The 24,428-nt window shown below is 62.7% G+C and carries 24 protein-coding genes and 2 pseudogenes; 4 read left to right on the forward strand and 22 right to left on the reverse strand.

What is annotated here, in order from left to right:
• Window positions 1-103 precede the first annotated feature (103 nt).
• Window positions 104-592, forward strand: a pseudogene (locus J3367_RS19900) (helix-turn-helix domain-containing protein); the annotation flags it as partial.
• Between the two features lie 301 nt (window positions 593-893).
• Here J3367_RS19900 and J3367_RS19905 read toward each other — a convergent pair.
• Window positions 894-1,877 (reverse strand): IS110 family transposase, encoded by a 984-nt coding sequence (locus tag J3367_RS19905; RefSeq protein ID WP_421462342.1) that lies wholly within the window; start codon window positions 1,875-1,877, stop codon window positions 894-896.
• 71 nt (window positions 1,878-1,948) lie between these two features.
• Between J3367_RS19905 and J3367_RS19910 the strand changes: the two are divergent.
• A pseudogene (locus tag J3367_RS19910) lies at window positions 1,949-2,518 on the forward strand (IS630 family transposase); the annotation flags it as partial.
• 16 nt (window positions 2,519-2,534) lie between these two features.
• On the opposite strand, the gene ccoS reads toward J3367_RS19910, so the two are convergent.
• From ccoS to J3367_RS19975, 13 genes are all read right to left on the reverse strand, one after another.
• Window positions 2,535-2,696, reverse strand: coding sequence for a cbb3-type cytochrome oxidase assembly protein CcoS (gene ccoS, locus J3367_RS19915; protein ID WP_421462344.1), 162 nt, complete (start codon window positions 2,694-2,696; stop codon window positions 2,535-2,537).
• A complete protein-coding gene (locus tag J3367_RS19920; RefSeq protein WP_421462346.1) occupies window positions 2,693-4,966 on the reverse strand; it encodes a cation-translocating P-type ATPase in 2,274 nt (757 codons plus the stop codon). The genes ccoS and J3367_RS19920 overlap by 4 nt, the downstream gene beginning before the upstream one ends.
• Before the next feature lie 17 nt (window positions 4,967-4,983).
• The gene (locus J3367_RS19925; protein ID WP_421462348.1) at window positions 4,984-5,844 is read right to left on the reverse strand and encodes a DUF2189 domain-containing protein; all 861 of its coding nucleotides are present in this window, start codon (window positions 5,842-5,844) and stop codon (window positions 4,984-4,986) included.
• 247 nt (window positions 5,845-6,091) lie between these two features.
• Window positions 6,092-6,973, reverse strand: coding sequence for a cytochrome-c oxidase, cbb3-type subunit III (ccoP, locus tag J3367_RS19930; RefSeq protein ID WP_421462350.1), 882 nt, complete (start codon window positions 6,971-6,973; stop codon window positions 6,092-6,094).
• A complete protein-coding gene (locus tag J3367_RS19935; protein WP_421462352.1) occupies window positions 6,970-7,134 on the reverse strand; it encodes a cbb3-type cytochrome oxidase subunit 3 in 165 nt (54 codons plus the stop codon). The genes ccoP and J3367_RS19935 overlap by 4 nt, the downstream gene beginning before the upstream one ends.
• Window positions 7,135-7,138: 4 nt before the next feature.
• Window positions 7,139-7,933, reverse strand: a complete 795-nt coding sequence (gene ccoO / locus J3367_RS19940) for a cytochrome-c oxidase, cbb3-type subunit II (RefSeq protein WP_421462353.1) — start codon at window positions 7,931-7,933, stop codon at window positions 7,139-7,141.
• A 5-nt stretch (window positions 7,934-7,938) separates the two neighbouring features.
• Window positions 7,939-9,597, reverse strand: coding sequence for a cytochrome-c oxidase, cbb3-type subunit I (gene ccoN, locus J3367_RS19945; RefSeq protein WP_421462412.1), 1,659 nt, complete (start codon window positions 9,595-9,597; stop codon window positions 7,939-7,941).
• 449 nt (window positions 9,598-10,046) lie between these two features.
• Complete coding sequence (locus J3367_RS19950; protein ID WP_421462414.1) at window positions 10,047-10,730, reverse strand: NapC/NirT family cytochrome c; 684 nt, start codon at window positions 10,728-10,730, stop codon at window positions 10,047-10,049.
• 3 nt (window positions 10,731-10,733) lie between these two features.
• On the reverse strand, window positions 10,734-11,231 hold the full coding sequence (locus J3367_RS19955; protein ID WP_421462355.1) for a nitrate reductase cytochrome c-type subunit: 498 nt from the start codon (window positions 11,229-11,231) through the stop codon (window positions 10,734-10,736).
• Entirely contained in the window at window positions 11,204-13,699 is a 2,496-nt protein-coding gene (gene napA / locus J3367_RS19960) for a periplasmic nitrate reductase subunit alpha (RefSeq protein ID WP_421462357.1), read from the reverse strand. The genes J3367_RS19955 and napA overlap by 28 nt, the downstream gene beginning before the upstream one ends.
• Window positions 13,696-13,965, reverse strand: coding sequence for a chaperone NapD (locus J3367_RS19965; protein ID WP_421462359.1), 270 nt, complete (start codon window positions 13,963-13,965; stop codon window positions 13,696-13,698). Before J3367_RS19965 ends, napA begins: the two co-directional genes overlap by 4 nt.
• On the reverse strand, window positions 13,958-14,461 hold the full coding sequence (gene napF, locus J3367_RS19970; protein WP_421462361.1) for a ferredoxin-type protein NapF: 504 nt from the start codon (window positions 14,459-14,461) through the stop codon (window positions 13,958-13,960). Before napF ends, J3367_RS19965 begins: the two co-directional genes overlap by 8 nt.
• A gap of 1 nt (window position 14,462) precedes the next feature.
• The gene (locus tag J3367_RS19975) at window positions 14,463-14,657 is read right to left on the reverse strand and encodes a periplasmic nitrate reductase, NapE protein (protein ID WP_421462363.1); all 195 of its coding nucleotides are present in this window, start codon (window positions 14,655-14,657) and stop codon (window positions 14,463-14,465) included.
• A gap of 244 nt (window positions 14,658-14,901) precedes the next feature.
• Here J3367_RS19975 and J3367_RS19980 point away from each other — a divergent pair, with 244 nt between their 5' ends.
• A complete protein-coding gene (locus J3367_RS19980; RefSeq protein ID WP_421462365.1) occupies window positions 14,902-15,189 on the forward strand; it encodes a DUF1858 domain-containing protein in 288 nt (95 codons plus the stop codon).
• A gap of 142 nt (window positions 15,190-15,331) precedes the next feature.
• Here the strand turns inward: J3367_RS19980 and J3367_RS19985 are convergent, their stop codons facing one another.
• Window positions 15,332-16,030, reverse strand: coding sequence for a Crp/Fnr family transcriptional regulator (locus J3367_RS19985; protein ID WP_421462367.1), 699 nt, complete (start codon window positions 16,028-16,030; stop codon window positions 15,332-15,334).
• A 130-nt stretch (window positions 16,031-16,160) separates the two neighbouring features.
• Here J3367_RS19985 and J3367_RS19990 point away from each other — a divergent pair, with 130 nt between their 5' ends.
• Entirely contained in the window at window positions 16,161-16,601 is a 441-nt protein-coding gene (locus J3367_RS19990) for a pseudoazurin (RefSeq protein ID WP_421462369.1), read from the forward strand.
• 384 nt (window positions 16,602-16,985) lie between these two features.
• Here the strand turns inward: J3367_RS19990 and J3367_RS19995 are convergent, their stop codons facing one another.
• From J3367_RS19995 to J3367_RS20025, 7 genes are all read right to left on the reverse strand, one after another.
• Window positions 16,986-18,230: an NnrS family protein gene (locus tag J3367_RS19995; RefSeq protein ID WP_421462371.1), complete on the reverse strand. Its 1,245-nt coding sequence runs from the start codon at window positions 18,228-18,230 to the stop codon at window positions 16,986-16,988.
• A 98-nt stretch (window positions 18,231-18,328) separates the two neighbouring features.
• On the reverse strand, window positions 18,329-19,381 hold the full coding sequence (gene nirK, locus J3367_RS20000; protein ID WP_421462373.1) for a copper-containing nitrite reductase: 1,053 nt from the start codon (window positions 19,379-19,381) through the stop codon (window positions 18,329-18,331).
• Window positions 19,382-19,778: 397 nt separating this feature from the next.
• Window positions 19,779-20,777, reverse strand: a complete 999-nt coding sequence (locus J3367_RS20005) for an FAD:protein FMN transferase (protein WP_421462375.1) — start codon at window positions 20,775-20,777, stop codon at window positions 19,779-19,781.
• Window positions 20,778-20,787: 10 nt separating this feature from the next.
• Window positions 20,788-21,336, reverse strand: a complete 549-nt coding sequence (locus tag J3367_RS20010) for a nitrous oxide reductase accessory protein NosL (protein ID WP_421462377.1) — start codon at window positions 21,334-21,336, stop codon at window positions 20,788-20,790.
• Window positions 21,333-22,160 carry an ABC transporter permease gene (locus J3367_RS20015; protein ID WP_421462379.1) on the reverse strand — a complete coding sequence of 276 codons (828 nt, stop codon included), beginning with the start codon at window positions 22,158-22,160 and terminating at the stop codon, window positions 21,333-21,335. The genes J3367_RS20010 and J3367_RS20015 overlap by 4 nt, the downstream gene beginning before the upstream one ends.
• Window positions 22,157-23,077 carry an ABC transporter ATP-binding protein gene (locus tag J3367_RS20020; protein WP_421462381.1) on the reverse strand — a complete coding sequence of 307 codons (921 nt, stop codon included), beginning with the start codon at window positions 23,075-23,077 and terminating at the stop codon, window positions 22,157-22,159. Before J3367_RS20020 ends, J3367_RS20015 begins: the two co-directional genes overlap by 4 nt.
• Window positions 23,070-24,413 (reverse strand): nitrous oxide reductase family maturation protein NosD, encoded by a 1,344-nt coding sequence (locus J3367_RS20025; protein WP_421462416.1) that lies wholly within the window; start codon window positions 24,411-24,413, stop codon window positions 23,070-23,072. Before J3367_RS20025 ends, J3367_RS20020 begins: the two co-directional genes overlap by 8 nt.
• Between the last annotated feature and the right edge of the window lie 15 nt (window positions 24,414-24,428).

Here is a 24,428-nt window from a genome sequence, read left to right on the forward strand (position 1 = left end):
ATGTCTTTCGCCGCGGCTTATACCAGCGGCAGCGAAGCCGGACTCTTTGGGCATTCCCAAGTCGGCGGAAGTCTGAATCAGTGATGGCAAACGGAGGTTTGCCATGTCGCTACCCATCCCGCTTCGCTCGGATTTCGACGGGCCGACGCTGAGACGATCGGCAAAGGCCACGAAGGATGCGGCGCAGGCTCGGCGTTTGCTGGCGCTGGCCGAGATCTACGATGGCGGCTCGCGCACTGACGCATCCCGGATCGGGGGCGTCACCTTGCAGACCATCCGCGACTGGGTGCTCCGCTTCAACGCGCGCGGCCCTTCCGGCCTGATCACCGGCAAGGCGCCGGGCAACCGGTCGAAACTGAATGACGAACAGCGCAAGGCTCTGGCGGCGATCGTCGAGAAAGGACCGATCCCGGCGATCCACGGCGTGGTTCGCTGGCGGCGCAAGGATCTTGCACGCTGGCTCTTCGAGGAATTCCGCATCGAGGTCGACGAGACGACGGTCGGGCGCGAATTGCGGTCCCTGGGCTTTGCCAAATTGTCCGTCCGGCCGCGCCATCATGCCCAGAACGAGTTCGAACTCGAGGATTTTAAAAACGTATGGCTCGCCCCGACTGCAAGGGACAATTCTCCGGCTTTTCAGTCTGCACCAACGTATCCGGTCTCGGGGCTTGACGATCATCCCCGGCCAAGATGGAGCTTCCGCGCGTTCCGGTCCTCATAAGCTTCTCGGCGTCGGACGCCACATCTTAAGTCAGGATCTCGGAACACCGTTCGACTGTCAGGCCATCTTTTCAGTCCACTCACAGACAACGTCAGCCGGAAAGTCCGCTTTCCAGCCGAACTCGATTATCGTGCCGACGGCATTGCCTTCAGATCGAACGGACGTCCGGTCTTCACACCGCCCAGATGATCCTTGCCATTTTAGCGGCTAACGCGACGATGACGGTATTGATGTGCGCTCGCGACAGCAATCCGCGCAACCAATCGCCGAGCCGTGTCTCACCCTTGGCCAAGCTGGGCAACGCCGCTCGCGCTCCATGGATCAGCATCCGCCGGAGATAGCCATTGCCACGTTTGGTGATTCCCAAAAGCTTGGGCTTTCCTCCGGTCGTCATCTGACGCGGGACGAGACCAAGCCAGGCTGCAAGGTCGCGGCCACGTCTGAACGTCTCGGCTTGTCCGACCGAGGCGACGAAGGCGGTCGCATTCAGTGGGCCGATCCCCGGGATCGTCGACAACAGTTTCATCGATTCATCCGTACGGGAGAGGCTTGCAAATTCCGCGTCGAGGGCCCCGATCCTCTCATCGAGGTCCCGCCATTCGTCACGCATATCCTCGATCAGTCGCCTGATCCGGCCGCTGATCGCCATCTCGCCGGCAAGAAGATGCTCAAGCTGGCGTTCCAGCTTGCTTCGTCCCTTGGCGATCACAATGCCCCGTTCAACAAGGATCGCCCGAAGCTGGTTGATGAGCGCCGTGCGTTCACCCACGAGACGATCCCGGGCGCGATGCAGACTTTGCATATCGAGTTGCTCGTCGCTCTTCAGATTGACAAAGCGCATCGTCGGACGGGTGGCCGCTTCCGCAATCGCCTCAGCATCTCGATCATCTTTCTTGTTCGCCTTCACATACGGACGAACGTATTCCGGCGACATCAGCCGCACCTCATGGCCTTGCTCGCGGAACTGGCGACCGAGATGGTGGGCGCCACAGCAGGCTTCCATTGCCATAACGCAGGCCGGCATTCGTACCGTCAACTTCATGATGCTGTCACGACGCATCCGACGCCGCAACAGCACGTTCCCGGCCCCATCCAGGCCGACGACGCTGCAAGCGTTCTTTCCAAGATCAATACCAAGAACCTTGATCCCATTCATCGACTCGCCTCCGTGCGATCCTCGCCAAAGACGCAGTCATGCGCCTACGGAAAGGGGCGAGCCATTCCATAAGCTTTCCGGCCGAACTGGCAGCAATTCAGGCGAGGCTCCCGGCGGGCAGCGAGATCGAACTCTGGTGGGCTGACGAAGCCCGGATAGGACAGAAGAACAAGGTCACGCGGCGCTGGGCCAAACGGGGCACGCGGCCTTCAGCACCAAGCGACCAGCGAACCATGTCGGCCTACATCTTCGGAGCCATCTGCCCCAAAAAGGGCATGGGCGCCGGCCTCATCCTGCCCTATTGCGACACCGCCGCCATGAACGAGCATCTCAAGGAGATCAGCCTCGCCGTCGATCCCGGCGCTCATGCCGTTCTCATTCTCGACCAGGCCGGCTGGCACACCACGCCGAAGCTGACAGTGCCGGCCAACATCACCTTGATGTTCCTGCCGTCCAAAGCGCCGGAGCTGAACCCGGTCGAGAATGTTTGGCAATTCATGAGGGACAATTGGCTGTCGAACCGCATCTTCGTCGACTACGACGACATCATCGCCCACTGCTGCAACGCGTGGAACAAGCTCGTCGATCAGCCATGGAGAATCATCTCCATTGGGATGCGAGATTGGGCACACCGGTTCTGATCAGTGCACGTTGGTATTAGCGACGATCATTGATCGGTATGTCATCTTTCGTGAGGATACGTTCGGCTGCTCCATCCATATCCTCGTACTGGCCATTCCGAAGCGACCACAGAAAAGCCGCCAAGCCGGCGAGACCGAGCCCCAGCGCTACGGGGATCAGGAACATGTACGTGTTCATTCCGCTGGCTCCATAGCGGGTGCCATCTCTCTGTTCTGCGCTCGCTCGAAACGCCGCCGCCGCGAGATGTTGACCAAGCGAAGCGCATTCGCAACCACAACCAACGAGGATCCCGACATCGCCAGTGCTGCGACCAGAGGCGTGACATAACCGAGGACCGCGACAGGAATCGCGACTGCGTTGTAGCCGATCGCCAGCGCCAGGTTCTGCCGGATCAGGCGCCCCGACGCGCGAGAGACCTCCAGGGCGAGGGGGACGGCGGCCAAGCTTTCTCGCAGGAACACGAGGTCGGCGGCGTTGCGACCGATGTCCGCGGCCGTGGCGGGAGCGATCGAGACGTGAGCGGCCGCCAGAGCCGGGGCATCGTTCAAACCATCTCCGACCATGAGCACCTTGTGGCCTGCGTCGGTCAGTGCCCGGATGCGATCCACCTTTTCGCGGGGAAGCGCGCCCGCCCGGACGGTCGCGACCCCGAGCTCCGCCGCGATCCGCGTTACCTCGACGGTGCGATCGCCCGACAGAATCTCGATGCAGAGCCCCTTGCGCTGCAGATCGGCCAAGACCGTCGCCGCGTCCTCGCGCAACCGATCCTCGAAGACGAAACGCGTGATGAAGCGGCCATCCCGCGCCAGTACGGTTCCCACGTGAGCCCCTGCGTGATCTGCGGCACCCTTCACCGCCCAGTCCGCACGGCCGAACCGATAGACCACGCCGTCCCAGCGAGCTTCGATACCTGAACCGGGGATTTCCGCCACATTGTCGAGCGCGATCGCGCTCATCCCGTCGGCATGCCTCGCCAGCGCCTTCGACAGTGGATGACGGGAATGGCTCGCGATGGCAGCCGCCAGCCGCAGATCCGCGCGAGCGATATCTGCCACGTTGACCAGATGCGGCCTTCCGAGCGTCAGCGTTCCCGTCTTGTCGAATACGGCCGTATCGACATCGGCGAGCCGTTCCATGGCCGACCCGTCTTTCACCATCACCCCGCTTTCGAAGAGGCGGCGCGCCGCGACCACCTGGACGATCGGCACCGCCAGTCCAAGCGCACAGGGACAGGTGATAATCAGAACGGCGATCGCGATGCTGATCGCCTGATGCAAGTCGCCGTCGAGGAACATCCAACCGAGAAATGTCGTCAGGGCGGTCAGATGCACCACCGGCGAATAGAGGCCGACAACCCGGTCCGCCATCCGCCTGTAGCGCGCGCGTCCGCCCTCCGCCGCCTCCATAAGCTGGATCATCTCAGCCAGGAAGGATCGATCGGCGGCGGCGGTGGCGCGAATTCGCAGCGGCCCTGTGAGGTTGAGCGTGCCGGCCTTCAGGCAGGCCCCGGCTTCGGCTCGGAATGGCTCGCTCTCGCCGGATACGATCGAGCAGTCCAGATCGGAGGTGCCGTGCTCGACCTCGGAATCGACGGGCACCCGCTCACCGGCAGCCAGAAGGATGTTCGCTCCGGGCCGGATCTCGGAAACCGGCAGATAGATCGTGCTGCCGTCCTCGCGGATGACAGTCGCCCCCCGCGCAGAAAGCTTCGCGAGGCCTTTGACCGCCGTGCGGGCGCGTTCGCGCATCATGTGGTCGAGCGTGCGGCCGATCAGCAGGAAGAAGATCAGCGCCACGGATGCGTCGAAATAGGCGTGTTGGTCGCCCTGTATCGTGTCATAAATGCTCAGGCCGAAGGCGAGGATCACGCCGACCGATATCGGCACGTCCATGTTCGTCCGACCGTTGCGAAGTGCGCTCCAAGCCGAGCGGAAGAATATGCGGCCGGAGTAGAAGAGCGCCGGTAATGCGATCGCGGCCGAGATCCAGTGGAAGAGGTTGCGCGTCGACGTCTCGGCGCCCGACCACACCGCAACCGACAGCAACATGATGTTCATGGCGGCAAAGCCGGCTACGGCCAGAGCCCGCAGCAGATTGGCGAGGACTGCATCCTTCTCGTCCGCGCTGTTGTCGTGGAGGTGCGCCGGGAAGCCGATCGCCGTCAGGGTCTGTATGAAGGGCGGCGGGGTCTCCCCGTGCCAGTGGACTGCGACCCGCTTGGTGGAAAGGTTCACGCGAGCATGCTCGACATGGTCGAGCGCACCGAGAGCGCCCTCGATGGCGCGCATGCAGCTGCCGCAGTGGATGCCGGGCACGGAGAGGACGGTCTGCCGAAGATCATCCGTGATCTGCCGGCTCGCGAGGAGAACCTCCTCGACATGGGCATTGCCGGCGGGACCGCTGGTTACCTCCGGAGCCGTATCCACATCTTTGCAACAGCCCTTCATGGTCGCTGCCGTTGGTCCTAGACCTGAGCCAGTTTTGATGGCGGCTCGTCCACGTGGGATATTTCGTCGGGCCGGCGGATCGTCTTGTAGGCGTGCCACGTGCCATGCCCGAGCAGCGGGAACGCCACGATGAGGCCGGCAAGACCCGTCAGCAGGCAGATCACGAACAGACCCAGGGCGATGGCACCCCAGGTAATCATCACCGGCAGGTTGTTCCAGACGAGCATCATGCTGGTGCCCATCGCAGTGAGCGCGTCCGATCGTTCGTTCAGCAGCATCGGTATGGAGAAGGCGCTTATCGCGAAGGAGAAGGCCGCGAAGAGCCCACCGACGACGGCGCCGACGATCAGCATCGCCCACCCGATGCCGGTCGTGAGCAGCATCGGGATTAGGTTGTCGAGGCCGGGGAACGGCCGATAGCCGAAGAACAGGGCATAGACGATCACCGCAGCCCGCCACCAGATGAGCATCAGAAGACAAAGAAGAATGCCGACGAAGAACATCTGTGTGCCGGACTTTGCCCGCACGCGGTACAAGCGACCGAGGCTGACGGTCTCGCCTGCATCCTGTCCCCGACTTAGGTCATAGAGACCGATCGCGACGAAAGGACCGATGATGAGAAAGCCCGCCAAGGCCGGGAAGAGGATGTGGTCCCATCCAAACGAGAACATGCTCCACACGGTCAGGATGGACAGCAGGAATATCACGAGACCATAGGCAAGGCTGATGTGGGGATGCGCGACCATATCGCGCCAGCCGGCCTTCAACCAGCCCAGCGCGGCTGAAGGGGGGAGGTGACGCTGGAACTCGGGGTTCTGCATTTCCCGAATGTCCGAGGTCTGGTTGAGAAGGCCGTAGTTCTCGTCGGCTTCGGTCATCGATCGTTCTCCGCGTGGTACTTCGGCTGCTCGTCGCATTAACAGGCAGATTTGGCCGCCCGGAATTGGCCGGCTTTAGTCCCCGGCTCCTTTAGATGCGCCACGCAATCGGGCTGGGATGCAAAGGCGACATAGACAAGGTGCGCGTTGGCGCCTGCCAAGAGCAGAACGCCGGCCAGGACAAGTCCGCCCACCATCCACCGGATCCTGCTTCGGTTGCTCTGGGCCACGGTCGCTCCTTTCCGCGTCAGGGGGTCTGGTGGCTCAACGAGTGGACGTAGACTGCAAGGATCTTGATCTCTGCCTCCGTCAGCCGCTCGTCCCAGGTCGGCATGTGCCCCTGGCGGCCCCCGTGGACCGAGGTGACGATCGTTTGCAGATCGCCGCCATAGATCCAGAATGCGTCGGTCAGGTTCGGTGCGCCGACCTCTCGCATGCCCGTAGCATCCTCGCCGTGGCAGGCGGCACAGCTGGCCGCGAATATCTCTCGCCCCGCCTCGACTTGCTCGATACTATCCGTCGTCGTGACTGCGGGATTGCTGAGCGAGTACACATAGGTTGCGACGTCGTGAACCTGGTTACGGTCCAGCATCTGGTCGCGGCCGAAAGCCGGCATCTGCGCAAACCTGGTTTCGTCGTGCATCGCATTGATCCCGACCCGCATGGTCTCGGCGATCGTTTCCGGGTCTCCGCCCCACAGCCAGTCGTCGTCGGTCAGGTCGGGGTAGCCGATCCGGCCGGTCGCGGTGACGCCATGGCAGGCAGCGCAGTTGTCGCCGAACAGCTGCGGCGCGCTCTGCGCGACGATTGCCATCAATTGCGGATCGGTCTGGATCTGCTCGAAGCTCGAGGCCTCGATCTGCGTGACCCACGGCGCCCGTTCCACCGAGGCCTCGACGAGCTCCTCCTCCACAGTCTGCCGCTGATCGATACCGAGCAGACCCTTCGTGTAAGTTGAGCCGAGGGGCCAGGTCGGCATCAGGAACCACCACAGCACCGCAAAGATGTGCGTCACGATGAGGAAGATGAGCACCCCGCGCGGAACCGGCGTGTCCAATTCCTTGATACCATTCCACTCGTGGCCGGTCGTACGGTGCCCGCTGACTGGATCGCGATCTTCCGGCTTCATGGCCGATCGTCCTTGTCGAGAATGCTCTTCTTTGCCCTGTCGAAGCGCTTTCTGTTGGACGGCCAGAACGCATAGACGACGACAGCGAGGAAGAACGCCATCAGATAAAACAAGCCCCAACTCTTGGAGAAGACGACGAGGGTTTCGTAGTCGAGATCCATGGAGTTAGCCTCCTGGTGCTGGTGCTGGTGCTGGTGCTGGTGCGGTCAGCTCCTCGAGGTCCGGTGGTTCGCCCGGGGCGGCGGTATCCTGATAGGCGGCGTTGGTCAGCAGTCCCAGGACCTGCAGATACGCGACCAGCGCGTCCATTTCGGTGAGCTCTGTCGCTACCCCGTCGAAAGTGCTGATCTGCGTCTCCTCGCCGTAACGTTCGCGAACGGCTGCGGCGTACGGGCTGTCGGGCGAAGCCTGGCCGATCGCATCCTTCTGGGCGTTCGCGATCATCTCGTCGGTATAAGGCACGCCCACAGCACGTTGTGCCGCGAGATGCTGGCCAAGGTCGCTGGTCTCCAACCCGTCGCGGGCCAGCCAGGGATAGGCAGGCATGTTGGACTCCGGGACGACGTCGCGCGGATTGGTCAGATGCGCCACGTGCCAGAAGTCGGAATATTTGCCGCCAATGCGCGCAAGATCTGGCCCCGTCCGCTTGGAACCCCACAGCATTGGGTGGTCATACTGGGACTCCACGGCCAGAGAATAGGGACCGTAGCGCTCGACTTCATCGCGCAGCGTGCGGATCATCTGGCTGTGGCAGGCGTAGCAACCCTCTCTGATGTAGATGTTCCGCCCAGCCAGCTCCAGCGGGGTGTAGAGACGCATGTCGGGAGCTTCCTCCACCGTCTCGTCGATGGTGAAGAGCGGCGCGATCTCGACGATGCCGCCAACGCTGGCGGCTGCGATGATTGCCAACACGAAGCCAATGGCAGACCGTTCGATCTTGCGGTGGAAAAACTCGGCCATGGGTTCTACTCCGCCGGCGCAGGGGCAACAGCCTGCGCCGCTCGATCGTCAGGCATGTCCGGCGCTCGCCGGCCAGTGGCTTCCGGCACGGCACTGACCGTCATCCAGATATTGTAGCAGCCGACCACTGCGCCGAGCAGGAACAGCAGCCCCCCGAAGGCACGTGCAATGTAGTAGGGATACATGGCAACCAGGGAGTCGATGAAGGAATAGGCGAGGGTGCCGCTGTCGGTGTAGGTCCGCCACATCAGGCCCTGGACGATGCCGGAGTTCCACATGGAGAAGACGTAGACGAGCGTACCGGCGATCGCGAGCCAGAAGTGCACCTCGACGAGCGCGGCAGAGTACATCCGCTCCCGTTTCCACAGGCTCGGGACCAGCGTGTAGATCGAGCCGAAGGTGATCAGCGCCACCCAGCCGAGCGCGCCGGCATGGACATGGCCGACCGTCCAGTCGGTGTAGTGCGACAGCGAGTTGACGGGGCGGATCGCCATGAACGAGCCTTCGAACGTCGAGAGCCCGTAAAATACGGCGGCCACGAACATGAAACGCAGGGTGGCGTCGTCGCGCACCTTGTGCCACGCGCCGTTGAGGGTCAGCAACGCATTGCCGGCCGAGGCCCAGGAGGGCACCAGCAGCATGACCGAGAAGGTCATCCCCAGGGTCTGAACCCAGTGCGGCAGGGCCGTGTAGTGCAGATGGTGCGAGCCTGCCCACATGTAGAAGAAGGTGATGCCCCAGAAGCTGAGGATGGACAGGCGGTAGGAGAAGATGGGCCGATCTGCCCGCTTGGGCAGGTAGTAGTACATCATGCCGAGGAAGCCGGCGGTCAGGAAGAAGGCGACGGCGTTGTGGCCGTACCACCACTGCACCATCGCGTCCTGGACACCTGACCAGATCGTATAGCTCTTGGCGTGACCGAGAGAGACCGGCACGGCGAGGTTATTGACGATGTGCAGGATCGCCACGACCACGATGAAGGCCAGAAAGTACCAGTTCGCAACGTAGATGTGGGGCTCTTTCCGACGCGCCAGCGTGCGGATGTAGAGGACGAAATACGTGACCCACACCACGACGAGCAGGAGATCGGCGTACCATTCCGGCTCGGCGTACTCCTTCGACTGTGTCAGACCCATTGCGTAGCCGCTGACGGCGAGAATGCAGAACAGATTGTAGCCGAAGAGCACGAACCAAGGGCTCACCTGGCCCGCCAGGCGGGCACGAGACGTCCGCTGCACGACATGGAAGGAGGTGGCGATGAGCGCGTTGCCGCCAAAGCCGAAGATGACGCCCGTCGTATGCACCGGCCTGAGGCGACCGAAACTGAGCCAGGACGTCTCGAAGTTCAGTACGGGCCAGGCAAGCTCGGCAGCTACCCACACGCCGACGAACATGCCAAACACGGCCCAGATCATCGTCAGCGTGACACCGGCCTTGATCGGATCGTCGTAGTACTCAGAAGACCGTCGCGCGAGCTCCGGCTCCGGATCGTCATGGTGCGCAAGCAGGAAGAAAATCGCCACCGCACCCGCCACGAGCATCAGCGCCCCGTGCACTCCAAGCGGATCCGTGCCCCCCGCGACCGCCAGCAAAAGGCCGAATGCTGCAAGGACCGCCATAATTGCGATCGAGAGCTGCCGTTCACCCTGTGTCAGCTGTGAGATCATGTCGCCGTCACTCTTGTTCAGCGGTGTGTGAGGCGCGGCTGCTGCCGCGCATCAAAAAGATGCACCAACGATGCGCTTTATGCACGCTTCCGTTCACTTCCGAAACCCCCAAACAAGCCATTGTTGCGTCCGGGAACTAAGAAGCCATAACGACCAAGCCGCCATTTCTTCCTGCTTTGTCGGGAGTTCAGCGACAGCTTGGAAAAGGTCGGTCGTTTATGGATCACCCTGCTAGTTTTAGCCACCGTGCGGTAGCCGTGGCCGCAGCCCTTCAGCTTGCCGGCGGGAAGCCTAGAAGGAAGATAATCGCTATGAGGATCAGGGCGACGATGACGACTGGGACGACTATTTTCATGATAACCCCTAACGCTGTACCCGTCGTTCCGGTAATCCGTTCATGCCGAGACGCGCATCGCGGTGCTCGTCGCCAACCGTACAACGCAGATCTATTCCCCTTGCGCATACTCCCGCAGCTTCTTTGCTAGACTTGCCTGCGGTAGGCCATGATCTGTCGCGTCCGAAGGAATTTGCATCCAGCCGGGTTCGACGCCTTGCATGTTCGGCAGTTCGTGCGCGATGCCCTTGTGACAGTCGATACAGGTCGCTTGGCCCGAAAATAGATACTCCTCATGGATTTTGGCGGCGCGTTCGGTCTGTTTGGACACATCCATTGCCAGCGTTGAATGGCAATTGCGGCATTCCAGACTGTTGTTTGCCTTTAGACGAGACCATTCCCGCTTGGCGAGTTCCAGACGCATGTCGAGGAATTTCCGCCTCGTATCGATGGTGCCGAAAATATGGCCCCAGACCTCCTTCGAGGCTTGCATCTTACGGGCGATCTTGTCTGTCCACTCGTGCGGCACATGGCAATCCGGACAGGTTGCCCGGACACCGGAGCGATTGGTGTAGTGGACGGTGTGCGTCAATTCCTCGAAGACGTTGGCCTTCATCTCGTGACAGCCGACGCAGAACTGTTCGCGGTTGGTCACCTCGAGGCCAGTGTTGAAGGCTCCCCAGAATAGGACGCCGCCGATGAAACCGCCGAGCGTGAGGAAACCGAGGCCGAGCGTCGTTGCCGGTGTCGTCAGTATCCTCCAGCACCAGAGGATGGCCGCCTTGATGCCGTCGATCATTTATTCGCTCCCGGCGGGGCGTGCACCCATCTCGCTCATGTCGCGGAAGATGTTCGGGATGAGCGGTTCGGTGTCCGCCTGCGGCACGTGGCAGGCGGTGCAAAAGTAGCGACGGGGTGAAACGTCACCGAGCATCTGACCATTTCTGTCAATGTAATGCGTGACGCTGATCATCGGGGCGCCAGAGGCCTCCGTGAACTCGCGTCGATGGCAGGAAAGGCAGCGGTTGGCGTTGACCGAGAGCTGGTAGCCCTCGATTGAATGCGGGATCACCGGCGGCTGTTCCGGATATGCTCGCATCTTACGCTGGTCGTCCACAACCCACCTCGGAAAGGGCGGCGCCGGCGTCAGTTCCATCGGCTGCTCGGCGCCGTGGAGCGGTGGGATCGGGATATCCTGCGACACCGCCGCAATGGTGGCAAACAGAGCGAAAAGGAACGCCGCAGGGACGACGAGGAGGGACCGCCGGTTTAGGCGGAGACGGCTCGGACCGCGCATTTCTTGAAATCCGTCTGTTTGGAGATGGGATCGGTGGCGTCGAGAGTGACCTTGTTGATGAGTTGGCTCGCGTCGAACCAGGGAACGAAGACGACGCCACGCGGCATGCGGTTGCGCCCGCGTGTCTCGACACGGGTCCGGATCTCGCCGCGGCGGGACTGAAGCACGATCTCCGCCCCCTGCCTGAGGCCGCGCTCGCGGGCATCTTCCGGGTGCATGAAGCAGCGAGCCCCAGGGAAAGCCTTATAGAGCTCCGGCACGCGCATGGTCATCGAACCCGAGTGCCAGTGCTCGAGGACGCGGCCAGTAACGAGCCACAAGTCAAACTCATTGTCCGGCATTTCTGCCGGCGGCTCATAGGGCACGGCCAGAATCACCGCTCGCCCGTCCGGTCGCCCGTAGAATCGTACGCCTTCGCCCGGCTTGACGTATGGATCGTACCCCTCGCGGTAGCGCCATCTGGTCTCCTCGCCGTTCACCACCGGCCAGCGTAGACCCCGGACCTCGTGGTAGATGTCGAAAGGCGCAAGGTCATGACCGTGGCCGCGGCCGAAGGCCGCGTATTCCTCGAACAGCCCCTTCTGTACGTAGAAGCCAAAGGCGTCGGACTCGTCGTTGGCATAGGCGGGGTCCCGCTCGGTGGACGGGAACTTGTCCACCTGGCCGTTCTTGAACAGCACCTCAAATAGCGTTCGTCCGCGATACTCCGGATTGGCGTCGAGGATTTCCGCAGGCCAGACCTCGTCCGTCGTAAAGCGCTTGGAAAACTCCATTAACTGCCAGAGATCCGATCGCGCTTCGCCCGGCGCGTCCACCAGCTGGCGCCACATGTGGGTGCGTCGCTCGGCGTTGCCGTAGGCGCCTTCCTTCTCGACCCACATGGCTGCGGGGAGGATGAGATCCGCGGCTAGCGCGGTGACAGTCGGGTACACCTCGGACACGACGATGAAATTGTCCGGATTGCGATAGCCCGGGTAGGTCTCCTGGTCGTTGTTCGGAGCCGCCTGCAGGTTGTTATTGACCTGTACCCAGTAGAAATTGAGCTTGCCGTCCTTGAGCATGCGGTCCTGCAGGACCGCATGATAGCCCGGCTCGCCCGGCAGGAGACCGTGTGGCAGTCTCCAGATCTCCTCGGCGTGCTGCCGGTGCTCGGGGTTGGTCACCACCGTATCAGCCGGCAGACGGTGGGCGAAAGTGCCGACCTCGCGTGCCGTGCCACAAGCGGACGGTTGCCCAGTCAGCGAAAAGGGGCCGTTGCCGGGCTCCGAAATCTTCCCCGTGAGCAGGTGAATGTTGTTGACCATGTGATTGGCCCAGACGCCGCGCACATGCTGGTTGAAGCCCATGGTCCAGAGCGACATCACCTTGATGTCGGGATTGGCGTAGAGTTCGGCGAGCTCCTCGAGGAAGGACGGCTCGACGCCCGAAAGCTCGGACGCCTTTTCCAGCGTGTATTCCGACACGAACGCCTTGAAGCCTTCGAAGTCGGTCGCTTCCATCCTGCCGGCGTTCTGTGCGCCGGCGGCCTCCATCTCCAACGGGTGTTCGGGCCGCAGCCCGTAACCGATGTCGGTCTCGCCCTTCATGAAGGTGGTATGGTTCTCGACGAAGTTTTCGTTGACCCGGCCGGTCTGGATGATGTGGTTGGCGATGTAGTTCAGGATCGCGAGGTCGCTTCCCGGCGTGAAGATCATGGGGATGTCGGCCAGATCCATCGAACGGTGGGTATAGGTGGAGAGCACGGCCACACGCACATGTTCGTGGCCGAGGCGGCGGTCGGCAAGCCGCGTCCACAGGATTGGATGCATCTCAGCCATGTTCGAGCCCCAAAGCACGAAGGCGTCGGCGCTCTCGAAATCGTCGTAGCAGCCCATCGGCTCGTCCATGCCGAAGGTGCGCATGAAGGCGGCGGCTGCCGACGCCATGCAGTGGCGGGCGTTCGGATCGAGATTATTGGAACGGAAACCCGCTCGCATCAGCTTGGAGGCCGCGTACCCCTCGAAGATCGTCCATTGGCCTGAGCCGAACATGCCGACGGCGGTCGAGCCCTTCTCCCCGAGAACCCGCTTGGCCTGTTCGGCCATCACGTCAAACGCCTCGTCCCAGGAAACCGGCTCGAATTCCCCATCCTTCGCATACTGGCCGTCGCGCTTGCGCATCAGCGGCGTGGTCAGGCGGTCGCTGCCATACATGATCTTGGACAGGAAGTAGCCCTTGACGCAGTTGAGGCCGCGATTGACCTCAGCCTGCATGTCGCCATGGGTCGCGACGACCTGTCCCTCCTTTACCCCGACCATGACGCCGCAGCCCGTGCCGCAGAAGCGGCAGGGCGCCTTGGACCATTTTATCTGCAACGTTTCGACCCCGCCGGAAACCGGCTGGGCCGCCGCAGGAAGCGTGATGTTTGCGGCCGCGGCGGCGACACCCGCCGCCTGTGCCTTCAACAGATCCCGTCGGTTGAGGCTCATGGCTCTGCTCCAGTGGCTAGCAGTTCACGATGTTCGAAGACCATGTTCGCGCTGATGACGCCGTCGAGCGTGGCGATCTCGGTCAGGCGGTTGCCGACGAACCTGCTGGAAGATCCCTCGAGCAGCACGACCAGCTTTCCCTTTTCCTGGGCAGCTATTTCCGCTCCCTCCATGCCGCAGATGGCTGCGCGGACGAAGTCCGCCTTGTCCGGAAGAGCCGAAACGACGGCGCTGGAAATCACGTACTGGAGGCAGGCGTCAGACATCTTCGCGTCTCCGTTCCTGGAAATCGACGCTGATTGCTTCGGAAGGGCAGGCCGCGATACAGGCGCCGCAGCCGCAGCAAAGATCCGGCCGCAACGCCGGGAGGAACGGTCCGCCGATCCGCGGCGGAAAGGAAATGGCCATCTCGGGGCAGGCGTCCCGGCAGGACTGGCAGACGATTCCGTTCCAGGCGAGACATTCGGCGCCGATCGCCACGACGTGTTCGAAAGCCGGTGCCTGGCGATCGAACAGATCCTGCGGGCAATTTTCGGCACAGGCGCCGCAGAAGGTGCATTCGCTCTGGTTGAAGCTCAATTGGGGCGTGTCGTCGACGATGAAGATCAGTCGCGGCTCGCAAGCGGTGGCGCAGTCACCACATCCGTCACAGGAAGCCAGATTGGCCGGCAGCAACCATGGAGGCCGCACGACTTCCTCTTTCCGGCGCAGCCGTCCCGTCAAGAATTGACGGCGCGAGACGTCTGGTTCATTCCGGGTCATGTCAATGCCCTGCGGTGGGCGGCCCGGGCGGCCCCCACACGAGCTGCGTCATCCAGACGATGAAGCCGTAGGCGCCGACCGAACCGAAAGCCACGAGAGGCCAGATTCCGTAGGCCAGGGCCAGGAAGATGAGCAGCTCCCGGCGACGTCGACTTTTGAACGTTCGTTGGTCGTTCGGGTCGGTTGTCGCCGACATCGAATTTTCCTCCGCTCATGTGTCCTCGAAACGTGTAACACGCCTTTTAACATGTCAATCACCGGAGTGTGTTCGCGCCTATCGATGGTTTTCTATCCTCCCTCTCTACAACAACATCGCAATCCGAGCGTTGCGGCGGACGTGAGTGCTGCGGCACCGCAGCAATTCCTGCAGCTGTTTGCGCCCTGACAAAGTTCTACGATCGACGGGAGCTAGAGATTGGGTTTCAAGGAGAAGCATCAGCATGAAGCCCCCGACGATCGACCCGAACATGCCAGTCGATGAGATCATGCGCAGGTGGCCCGCCACGATCGGCGTTATGATCCGCTACAGGATGCTCTGCATTGGCTGCCCAATCGGGATCTTCCACACGGTCGCGGATGCGTGTGCCGCCCATGGGGTGGACGAAGCAGCCTTTTCGGAGGAGCTTCTATCGGTGATGCGCGGCGATCCCGCCTCGGATACATCATCGGCATTCGAGACAGTTTGCGGCGATCGGGGAGCCGTCGGGACGCTGCACGAGCACCTGTAGGTCTTGGTCGACGACCCGATCAGGCCGCAGGACCGGTGTCTTCAGGCGCTTATGCCCCTGCGGTCCGCATGGTCGGCTCACGGAAGCGGGCTTGCCATCCTGCACGTCGGGCGCAATGTCCGCGACGTGAACGGACGGGAGGCTATCTCCGCCGCCTGTTCTCGGCCACCAGCATCAGGGCGTGAGGATCCGTCACCGTCACCTTTTGTCTCCCGCTGCGTACGATCCCCTGGTCTTCCCAGGCGCTCAGCAGCCTGCTGACGGTGTGAAGCGTGCTGCCGGTCATCTCGGCGATATCCTGGCGGCTGATCGGGAAGTCGATCTCGATACCGTCCGGTGTCTTTCGCCCGGACTGCGACACCAGCCGAAGCACCGCGCTGGCAATCCGCTGCTCGACCTGCTGGGTCGACATCTCCACGACGCGCGCCTGCGTCTCCTGCAGGCGCTTGCCGATGGTCTGATACGCGCTCGCACCGAAGGCCGGGAACCGGGACTGCAGGTCGTGCCATACGGAATTCGGCCAGGCGATGACCACACAATCCACTGCGGCGATCGCGCTGGCCGGATAGGTTCTGGTCCCCATCGCAATGGCGATGCCGAACAGCTCCTCCTCGTTGATGTAGCGGGCGATCACCTGTTCCCCGTCAGGCGTGGTGCGGACCACCCTTATGTGGCCCGACAGCAGGAGGAAGAACTGCTCGGCCTTCTCGCCCTGGGTGAAGATTTCCGAATTCCTCGGGTATCGGGAAGATCGCGCCGACGCGAGAATGGCATCCAGATCACGGGCGCCTAGATCGGCGAAGGCGGGAAGGGCGGCGATCAGCGATCTGTCTAAAGCCATGCAAGCGTCTCTTGTGACCAGTCGGACAGTCTTCTAACTCCCGTTTGCGCTGGCGCAAACTGTGGCTCGGCGTTCCGGGCTATCAAGGGGTCAACGGCAGCCCAAGCTGTCGGAACAAGAGGACAAGAAAATGAGAGTAGTTCTGGCCGCGATCACGCTCGGTGCAGTCATGGTCGCAGGCGTGGCAGGAGCGGCCGAAATCGAGGTCCACATGCTCAACAAGGGTGCCAAGGGCGCCATGGTCTTCGAGCCGGACTTGATCGTTGCCGCTCCCGGCGACACGATCCGCTTCGTGCCGACCGACAAGGGGCACAACGTCGAGAGCATCAAGGGGATGCTTCCCGAGGGAGCGGAGTCCTTCAAGAGCAAGTTCAACAAGGAATTCACGGTCACCATGGACGCTGAAGGCCTATACGGCGTCAAGTGCACGCCACACTACGGGATGGGCATGGTCGCGTTGATCAAGGTCGGCGAACCTGCAAATGCCGACGAGGCTCAGGCCGTAACGCATCCCGGGAAGGCCAAGGCCGCCTTTGCCGACCTCTTCAGCAAGACGGTAGCGTCGAACTGAGCCCAACCGTCGGGGGAGCTCAGGCAGTCACCAACGCCTGAGTCCCTCCAGCGAAGAGTGCGATATAACCGATCGTTGGAAGCACCGCATGGCAGTAGCCGGCGGTGCTTGTGTGTGATGGGCTCCGGCGCCTTTCCGAGTTACGGCGTAGAGTTCGCCGGTCTCCCGCTCGGCTGCATCGGTCGAGGGGCAGGCTGCCGAAAAATGCCACAGACGCCGCGAACTCCTGACCGCGGTTGCTTGTCAGGCGCTTCTTGAACAGACGTTCGCTAGGAAACCCGAAAACCGTCAGAAAGCCGGCGCCGCACATGAGGTCGGCCGCCAGCACGACGCATCGGTGGCGCCACGCGGTCCATCCGCGACGACGAAGAGGGCGCACGGCGTTCAAGCGCCGGCGCGGGGCCCCCAGAGTATCGGCGCAAAGCGGACGGCGAACAGCAGGAAGCCGCAACACCAGAGCGCTCCGCCCAAAGCGAGCGCCGTGGTATACCAGTCGCCCGCGAACGGCGCGACTACCCTCAGACCGGCCCCAATGGATACCAATCCATACATCGCGACGACGGAGCGGTCGGCGATGATCGCCCGTCTTGTGTGGCCAAGGCTCGCTCGGGTCATGACCGCGAGCGTCATGGATCCAACGGCGCCTGACGTGAGGGCGTGGAGCGCAGCTGAAGCCGGCAGGAAAGCGACGATCTGGCTGATGCCCATGAGAACGAGTGCAAGGGAAAGCCACCCATAGCCGAGATGGAGAACGAACAGGATCGGCTGGGTTAGCGTCGCCATGCCGCGCCACCGCGTCAATCTTGCCGCGAGCAGGAGACCGGCCAGGGACAGCGCAACGCCCGCTGCTGGCGTTTGCGGCAAGCCGGCCCATGCCAGCATCGCGACGACCGTTACCGCGAGGGCAGCCTTGTCGAGTCCGCCGAAGGGCGATGGCAGCCGAATAGCTCCTTCCTTGACCAACCAGTTGCGCGTGAAGCTGGGCACAATCCGTCCACCAATGAGCGCGAGCAGGATTGCCGCGACGGCGAGGGCCAAACGTTGACCGAGACCATATGGCCCGATGCCCATGTTCCCCAAGTGGTCGACGGCGTTGGCCAGCCCCAGTACGGTGAACATCGCCGCGACCGGCGCGTTCTTCCAATTCCGCCCTGCGAGAACTTCGCGCCAGATGGCGAAGCCTAGAGCTGCAGGAAATGTCAGGTCCACCGCCATAGCCAGCCAGGGATCGGGCGAGAACAGGCAGGCTGCCCTTCCGGCAATCCATAGGCCGACAAGCGCCAGCAGCGGCAGCCCACTGAGAGGCAGCCGGCCGGTCCAGTTGGGAATCGCGGTCAGGATGAAGCCCGCAAGGACCGCACTCAAATAGCCGAACAGCATCTCGTGCGCGTGCCACTGCATGCCCTCGAAGGGACCGCCGAACTGGACGCCGCTGAAGAAGGCCCAGAGCCAGAGCGGGATCGCGAGCCCCGCGTGGAGCGCAGCCAGGAAGAAGAAGGGTCTGAAGCCGTAGTGCAGGATCGGCGGCATCGACCGGATCCTTCCTCGGCCGTCGCGGGAGAGGTCGCCCGACTTCAGCGCCGCGCGGGGCGCGGAACGGTCGGACGCGGAGGTGGACAGTGCAGCCATCAGGCTTTTCCTGTTTCGCGTGTTTCAGAAAGACGAGGGCGTGAACGAAGATTGGGCGGCTCACGAGCCGCCCAATCTTCAACCTTCTTCGATGTCAGCTACTGCGTCAGCTGGCCGAGCATCTGATCGACGCCTTCGCGGTAGATGTCGCGCTGCTCGGGTCCATCGACGATCAGCTTGGCGACGAGACCTCGACCCACCCGCGACAAGGCGTGATCGACCAGCAGATACTCGCCCGGCACTTCGACCTTGAAGTCGACCACGGCAGCCCCGCCGGGAGGTACGCTGATCGTCTGTACGTCCGGCAGCACCGTTCCCGTCAGCGATCCGAGATCATACACCCTGTCGAAGATCTCGCCGATGACATGGAAGCTCGACGTCTTGTTGGGGCCTCCGACACCGAAGTAGATGCGCACGGTCTCGCCCACCATGGCCTTCATCGCATTGTCGCCGGTCAGGCCCTCGGCAGCGCCGTTGAAGACGTAGTACTCGGGCCGCTCGTCCATCAGCTTGTCGTAGCTCTCGGTCAACTGGCCAGCCGTTCCGAAAGCCTCCTCGGTGTAGAGCTCGCCCTGCATGACGTAGAACTCATGGTCGACCGGAGGCAGGCCGCCTTCCGGCTCGACGAGGATCATTCCGTACATGCCGTTGGCGATGTGCTGTGCGGCCGGACCGACGGCGCAGTGATAGACGTAGAGGCCCGGTTTCAGCGCCTTGAAGGTGAACCCTTTCTTCTCGCCGGGTGCGGCGAGCGTAGCATGCCCGCCCCCGTGAAGGCCGGTGACAGCGTGGAAATCCACGTTGTGCATGGCCATGCTGTCTTCATGGTTCTTGAGCAACACTTCGACCGTGTCGCCGACCCGTACCCGCACGAGCGGCCCGGGAACCTTTCGGTTGAAGGTCCAGTAGTGGTAGCTGGTGTTGTCGGCAAGCTTGCCGATGACTTCCACCGTCTCTAGGCTGACCCGTACCGTCTCCGGCTCTCGGTCGTCGATCACCGTCGGCAGATCCGTCGCCTGCCGGATGATGTCGACAGGCGCGTCATGACTTCCGAGCTCCGCGACATGCTGGTGTGCGGGATCCGCGAGAGCCAGGCCCGTGAACCCGAAATTCAGGGCAAGGGCGCCAGCGGCTGCGGTTGTGAGAAGCATGCTCCGGACGTTCATGACACGGTTCTTTCCGACCTCTTGTTTGCCAGTACATGTCTAGGCCGGTCGAAGACGTCGTTCTTTGCTGGACAACAAACATCGCGAGGATGTCGTGCCAAGGCGGTCGGAGGCGGGTGAAAATTCGGCGGGGGTACGGGGGCGGCAGCCCGGTCGGTTCATCCCATGGATCGCGATCGAGCGCGGCGCCTCGCCAACATCGCAGTTCGCGCGGGCGCGACGGAGCGGGGCACCGGGAATGCCTCGGCTGGTCGCTTGGGCCGAAACGTGCGGCCTCGCGAACGACGACCTGTTGCTCAGGCGAGCGACTGGCAGGTTTTATTGCGTTCTGGGCGCGTGTCACATGACATGGCGCCAGAAGGCCATGGCGCGGTCAGAAACTTCAGAACTCCAGCACCGACCCGGCGTCGCTGTTCTCCTGGAGCTTGACCTGTAGCCCCGGCCGAGCGGCCGCAATCTTCTGAATACGTTCTGGTGGCAAGAGGCTGAACCCGGTGGAGAACGCATCGGCGGTCATGGCGTCCGGAGCGATGACCGAGATGATGCAGTACAGGCTCGCACCGAGCCCGCTGCGGGGATCGAGAATGTGGTTGAAGCGTCCCCCGTCGGCAAAGCGGTAACCGTCGGGGCTGGATGTTGCGACGGCCCTGTCGGCGATCTCGAGCACGTGCTGGTGCGCCGCTCCGTGTCCATCGAACCCGACACCCACCCTCCATGGATTGCCGTCGGGCCGGGACCCGAGAGCGCGAATCTCGCCCATGTTGACAAGGCTGTTCGCCACGCCGCCCCGGCGAAGGACACCTACGATACTGTCCGCTATGAACCCCTGCGCAATGCCGTTGAGAGTGAGCGCCATGCCGCGTCGACCGAGAGCGATCCTATCCCCGCTGACAAGCACGTCGCCATAATCGACAAGATCTAGCGCTTTCCGTAACCGTTCTTCGGAAGGGCCGGACGGGTCGGGGTCGGCGCCCCCGAAATGTCGCGCGAGAAGGCTCCACAAAGGCTGAATGCTCGGATCGAACGCGCCACCGGTTTGCTCCCAAATCATCCGGGCCTTCCCGAGAATTTCAACGAGCTCGCGCGGAGGCGCAGCGAGGACGCCTGTCCTATTGAGTTCCGACAGCGCCGTGTCGTCTCGATAGAGGCTGAAGATCCGCTCCAGGCGCGACAACTCGGCATGGGCCTGCCTTACCAGCAGTTCGGCCGCGACCTTGTCGGTGTGGTGGACAGTCATGGATGCTGATGCACCCAACGCCTCTCCCTCCCACGTTACCGTTTCCACGCCTAGCTTGGCACTGGCGCCGAGCGGAAGCAGTCCCAGCCCAACGGCAGAAGCAGTGATGGAAATGAAACGGCGGCGGCTAAGAGGTCGGACCATGACATGGCTCCTACTGCGTTGAATCCGATGTTTGGGGCAATGTATCGTCATCCACGGCGAAGTCTTCCGTACCCAAGACATAGTCGGTAGGGATTTCCGCGAATTCGACGATTTCACCCCCGTTCCGGTCGGCGAACGCGGCAGCTGCCGCCTCCGACGCGAACGGAACCGTTTCCGGCGCGCCCATGCCGCCGCGCATCGAACTCCCGATGACGTAGAAGGCCTGTCGCGCCTCGACCCAGTTTTCCGCGCCCGGCTCCTCCCAGCTGGCGGCCTTGCCCATGTCCGAAACGTAAAGGGCAGAAATGTTCTTCGACTCTTCCGGCAGCATGGTGAAGGCGACGAGGTCGCGAGCCGAGGAGAACCACACCGGTTCTGGGTTGGGGCCCAGCATGATCTGACCCTTCGGCCCGGGATGCTCCAAGACGTTCATGCCGCAATAGTGTCCGATCGCGGCCTCCGTCATCGCCACCGGCTTCGGCATCCGCGTCTCTGCTTCGTTATTGCATCCTGCAATCGTCAGGACGGCAGCGATCGCCACGGGAACAATTAGTCTCACAGCTCTCTCCTCGAAAACACCACGGCCGCGGCCGCCAGCGGCACGAAGGTCCAGGCAAGCAGGGCGGTGATCAACGTGGCGGCTCCGAGAGCGGCGTTGTCTGCAACGCCGCCCATGCCGGACAGGGCGCTGACGCTCTCCGACCCCAAGTTGAGCAGGCGGTAGGCGTCAGTCGGGTTAACCAGCAGCAGCGCGCTCAGGAGCCCGCCGCCAACGATCCGTCCCTGGTCGACTACGAGCACGCCGAGCAGCGCCATGTCGTAGATGAGCACGCAGAACAGCCAGACCCCGATGGCAATGCCGCCCGCCGTGCCGCGCTCTGCGACCAGAGCACTGATCAGGTACCCGATTGCGATGAACACCGCGCCGAGCAGGATCGACGAGAGAATCATCGACATGAATGCCGTCCAGCTCGCGAAGTCGCTCGATACGCCCGTTACAGCCAGCGCCGCCGCGGCGGCGCCGTAGCCGATGAGCGTCGCGAAGGACAGGATGGCGACGTGCCCGACGAATTTGCCCATCACGACTTGCCAGCGCCCGATCGGATAGCTGAGGAGTAGAAGCATTGTGCCACGTTCCATCTCTCCGACGATGGCGTCGTGCGAGATCAGCAGCGCGATCAGCGGGACCAGGAAGATCGTGAGGCTGGAAAGGCTCACGATGACCACGTCAAGCGCACCGGCGCCGACATTCCCAGTCGGCGCGCTGCCCAGGAATGTCAGTGTCAGGGCCAGGGCAGCCAAAAGCAGTGTCGTGGCAAGGATCCAGCGGTTGCGGAGCCCCTCCTGAATTTCCTTGTGGGCGACAAGAAGGATGTTCCTCATCGACCTGGCTCCCCCGAGGCAAGGAAATGCGCGTAAAGTTCGTCGAGCGACGGCGGCACGACATCGATGTCGGCGACGGGGGCATCGCAGGACACGGCGCTTTTCAGCAGCGAGATCTTGTCTGCGGGGCTGGCGTCGATCTCCAGCATGTGGCCGTTGATCCGCCTCCATGCGCCGGTGCGATCCGTCCAGCCGTTCGTGGCGCCAGCGGCACCGTCGGCGAGCCTCACCCGTATGCGCGTCGGCAACTGCGCGATCTGCCGAAGCTCGTCGATCCTTCCGTCGGCGATCTTGGCACCGCGGTTGACGATCACGACCCGATCGGCCTTGCCCTCCAACTCGGTCAGCGCGTGCGACGAGAGCAGAACAGTAGCGCCGTCGGCACGTAATCCCCCGATGATCTCGTAGAAGATGTGCCGCAGCGCCGGGTCCAGCCCTGTCGTCGGCTCGTCGAGGAGAAGCACTCTGGGGTGTCCGAGCAGCGCCTGGGCCAGACCCAGCCGCTGGCGCATGCCCTTGGAATAGGTGCCGACGCGGCGGTCCGAAGCGTTCGCCAGGCCGACACGCTCGAGCAGCGGCCTCACGCTCTCTGCCGCCACCCGTTTCAGGCGCGCATAGAAGGCCAACGTCTCGCGTCCGGTCAGCGCCATGTTGAACGAAACATTCTCCGGCAGATAGCCGAGCTTCTGCCGTGCGGCGAACTCGCCTGCAGCCGGGTCCTCTCCGAGAACCCTGACGAAGCCCGAATCCGGCCGGATCAGCCCGAGCATCAGCTTGATCAAGGTCGTCTTGCCGGCGCCGTTGTGCCCGACGAGCGCAATCGTCTCGCCCTCGTGGAAACTACAGGAGATGTCCGTCACGGCAGATACCTTACCGTAGGACTTGCTGACGGAGGTGATGCAGACGGTCTCAGTCATGGCCGATGCTCCGGGCAGGGGGCGCCATCAGCGGACGGCTGTCCACCACGCCGCCGGGCAGCAGCGCCGGGAACTGGGTCTGCGCCCATCGCAAGACTTGGACGGCAGGGCTGTTTATGAGGACTTTCGACTGCGGCGAGGTCCACAGGACCTGATCCATCAGGTCGTTTGGCCGGTACGGATTGTCGCCGACACCGTCTCCATCCAGATCGAAGGCCGGATTGTCGCTCCAGTAGTTGCCCACGCCTTCGGCGGACCAGTCAAGGTCGCGGGTCCCGACATATTTGATCTGTATCCGGTTCCGGACGAAGGCATTGCCGGAGATGGCATTGCCCTCCGAGCCCGCCGTGAAGTGAATTCCGATCGCGCATCCCTCGAACAGGTTGTCGTGAAACGCGTTCTTGTTCGCATTGTAGATGAACACGCACTTTTCCGGTCCCAGCCGCATGCCCGCCTCATCCGTCGCCCCATCTTCCGGCGCCGCACCGGGAACCGCGTGGGCACCGCTCACGCGGCCGGCCGCTGTCCACTTTTGCGCCGGCTGCATTCGTCCACGCACCGTATTCCCAGTGATCACGGAGCCATTCGCATAGTTCAGCATGAGGCCGTAGTCACGATCGCCATCCGAGACGTTCCCTTCGATGTGAAGGTTCCGCGAATACATGATCGCATAGCCGATCGAATTGTTCTCAGAGACATTGTCGATTACTTCACTGTCATTGGTGTACATGTAGTGGATTGCGAAGCGCAGATTGCGGAAATGGTTACTCTTGAAGACATTGTCTTTGCTAGTCTTTGTAAAAATCCCATCTCTGCCAAAGCTGATGTCGTTCCCGATCACTTGGGCGCCCGGCGCATTCCACAGGGAAATGCCGTCGCCGGCCTCGCTGGTCCGGCCCTCGCGAAGCCCGACGATCCTGTTGCCCTTCGCGAGCGAGTCCTCCGCCCCGTGGAGATAGATGCCGACGAGGTTGCCGAGGATCTCGTTGCTCTCGACGCGGGTGCCACTCGCCGACTGCGCGACGAAAATGCCGGAATCCATCTCCGAGAGGCTACGCCCCGATCCGGTAATCTGCAGTCCCCGGACGATCGACCGAGGCGCGCTTATGGTGATGACGCTGCCGCTCCCGTTTCCGGAAAGGACTGCGCCTGTGTCGCCTTCCAGCGTCAGGGTCTTGGCGAGGGTGACAGGGCCCTCATGCCTGCCTGCGCCCAGCCGTATGACGTCGCCCGGCGATGCGGCGTCGATCGCGGCCTGCAGGCCCGCACCGGGTGCCATCCGGATGACGTCGCCCCAGGCGGGCGCACCGGGCATGGCGGCGATCAACGCCGCCATGCCCACAATGATCGT

The sequence above is a fragment of the Aurantimonas sp. NFXS3 genome (assembly GCF_049132005.1).
Classification (GTDB): domain Bacteria; phylum Pseudomonadota; class Alphaproteobacteria; order Rhizobiales; family Rhizobiaceae; genus Aurantimonas; species Aurantimonas coralicida.

Excerpts from the sequence above, each read along its gene's own strand:
- J3367_RS19905 (WP_421462342.1), bottom strand. The coding sequence starts at position 1,877 with ATGAATGGGATCAAGGTTCTTGGTATTGATCTTGGAAAGAACGCTTGC.
- ccoS (WP_421462344.1), bottom strand. The coding sequence starts at position 2,696 with ATGAACACGTACATGTTCCTGATCCCCGTAGCGCTGGGGCTCGGTCTC.
- J3367_RS19920 (WP_421462346.1), bottom strand. The coding sequence starts at position 4,966 with ATGAAGGGCTGTTGCAAAGATGTGGATACGGCTCCGGAGGTAACCAGC.
- J3367_RS19925 (WP_421462348.1), bottom strand. The coding sequence starts at position 5,844 with ATGACCGAAGCCGACGAGAACTACGGCCTTCTCAACCAGACCTCGGAC.
- ccoP (WP_421462350.1), bottom strand. The coding sequence starts at position 6,973 with ATGAAGCCGGAAGATCGCGATCCAGTCAGCGGGCACCGTACGACCGGC.
- J3367_RS19935 (WP_421462352.1), bottom strand. The coding sequence starts at position 7,134 with ATGGATCTCGACTACGAAACCCTCGTCGTCTTCTCCAAGAGTTGGGGC.
- ccoO (WP_421462353.1), bottom strand. The coding sequence starts at position 7,933 with ATGGCCGAGTTTTTCCACCGCAAGATCGAACGGTCTGCCATTGGCTTC.
- J3367_RS19955 (WP_421462355.1), bottom strand. The coding sequence starts at position 11,231 with ATGCGCGGTCCGAGCCGTCTCCGCCTAAACCGGCGGTCCCTCCTCGTC.
- napA (WP_421462357.1), bottom strand. The coding sequence starts at position 13,699 with ATGAGCCTCAACCGACGGGATCTGTTGAAGGCACAGGCGGCGGGTGTC.
- J3367_RS19965 (WP_421462359.1), bottom strand. The coding sequence starts at position 13,965 with ATGTCTGACGCCTGCCTCCAGTACGTGATTTCCAGCGCCGTCGTTTCG.
- napF (WP_421462361.1), bottom strand. The coding sequence starts at position 14,461 with ATGACCCGGAATGAACCAGACGTCTCGCGCCGTCAATTCTTGACGGGA.
- J3367_RS19975 (WP_421462363.1), bottom strand. The coding sequence starts at position 14,657 with ATGTCGGCGACAACCGACCCGAACGACCAACGAACGTTCAAAAGTCGA.
- J3367_RS19980 (WP_421462365.1), top strand. The coding sequence starts at position 14,902 with ATGAAGCCCCCGACGATCGACCCGAACATGCCAGTCGATGAGATCATG.
- J3367_RS19985 (WP_421462367.1), bottom strand. The coding sequence starts at position 16,030 with ATGGCTTTAGACAGATCGCTGATCGCCGCCCTTCCCGCCTTCGCCGAT.
- J3367_RS19990 (WP_421462369.1), top strand. The coding sequence starts at position 16,161 with ATGAGAGTAGTTCTGGCCGCGATCACGCTCGGTGCAGTCATGGTCGCA.
- J3367_RS19995 (WP_421462371.1), bottom strand. The coding sequence starts at position 18,230 with ATGGCTGCACTGTCCACCTCCGCGTCCGACCGTTCCGCGCCCCGCGCG.
- nirK (WP_421462373.1), bottom strand. The coding sequence starts at position 19,381 with ATGCTTCTCACAACCGCAGCCGCTGGCGCCCTTGCCCTGAATTTCGGG.
- J3367_RS20005 (WP_421462375.1), bottom strand. The coding sequence starts at position 20,777 with ATGGTCCGACCTCTTAGCCGCCGCCGTTTCATTTCCATCACTGCTTCT.
- J3367_RS20015 (WP_421462379.1), bottom strand. The coding sequence starts at position 22,160 with ATGAGGAACATCCTTCTTGTCGCCCACAAGGAAATTCAGGAGGGGCTC.
- J3367_RS20020 (WP_421462381.1), bottom strand. The coding sequence starts at position 23,077 with ATGACTGAGACCGTCTGCATCACCTCCGTCAGCAAGTCCTACGGTAAG.
- J3367_RS20025 (WP_421462416.1), bottom strand. The coding sequence starts at position 24,413 with ATGGCGGCGTTGATCGCCGCCATGCCCGGTGCGCCCGCCTGGGGCGAC.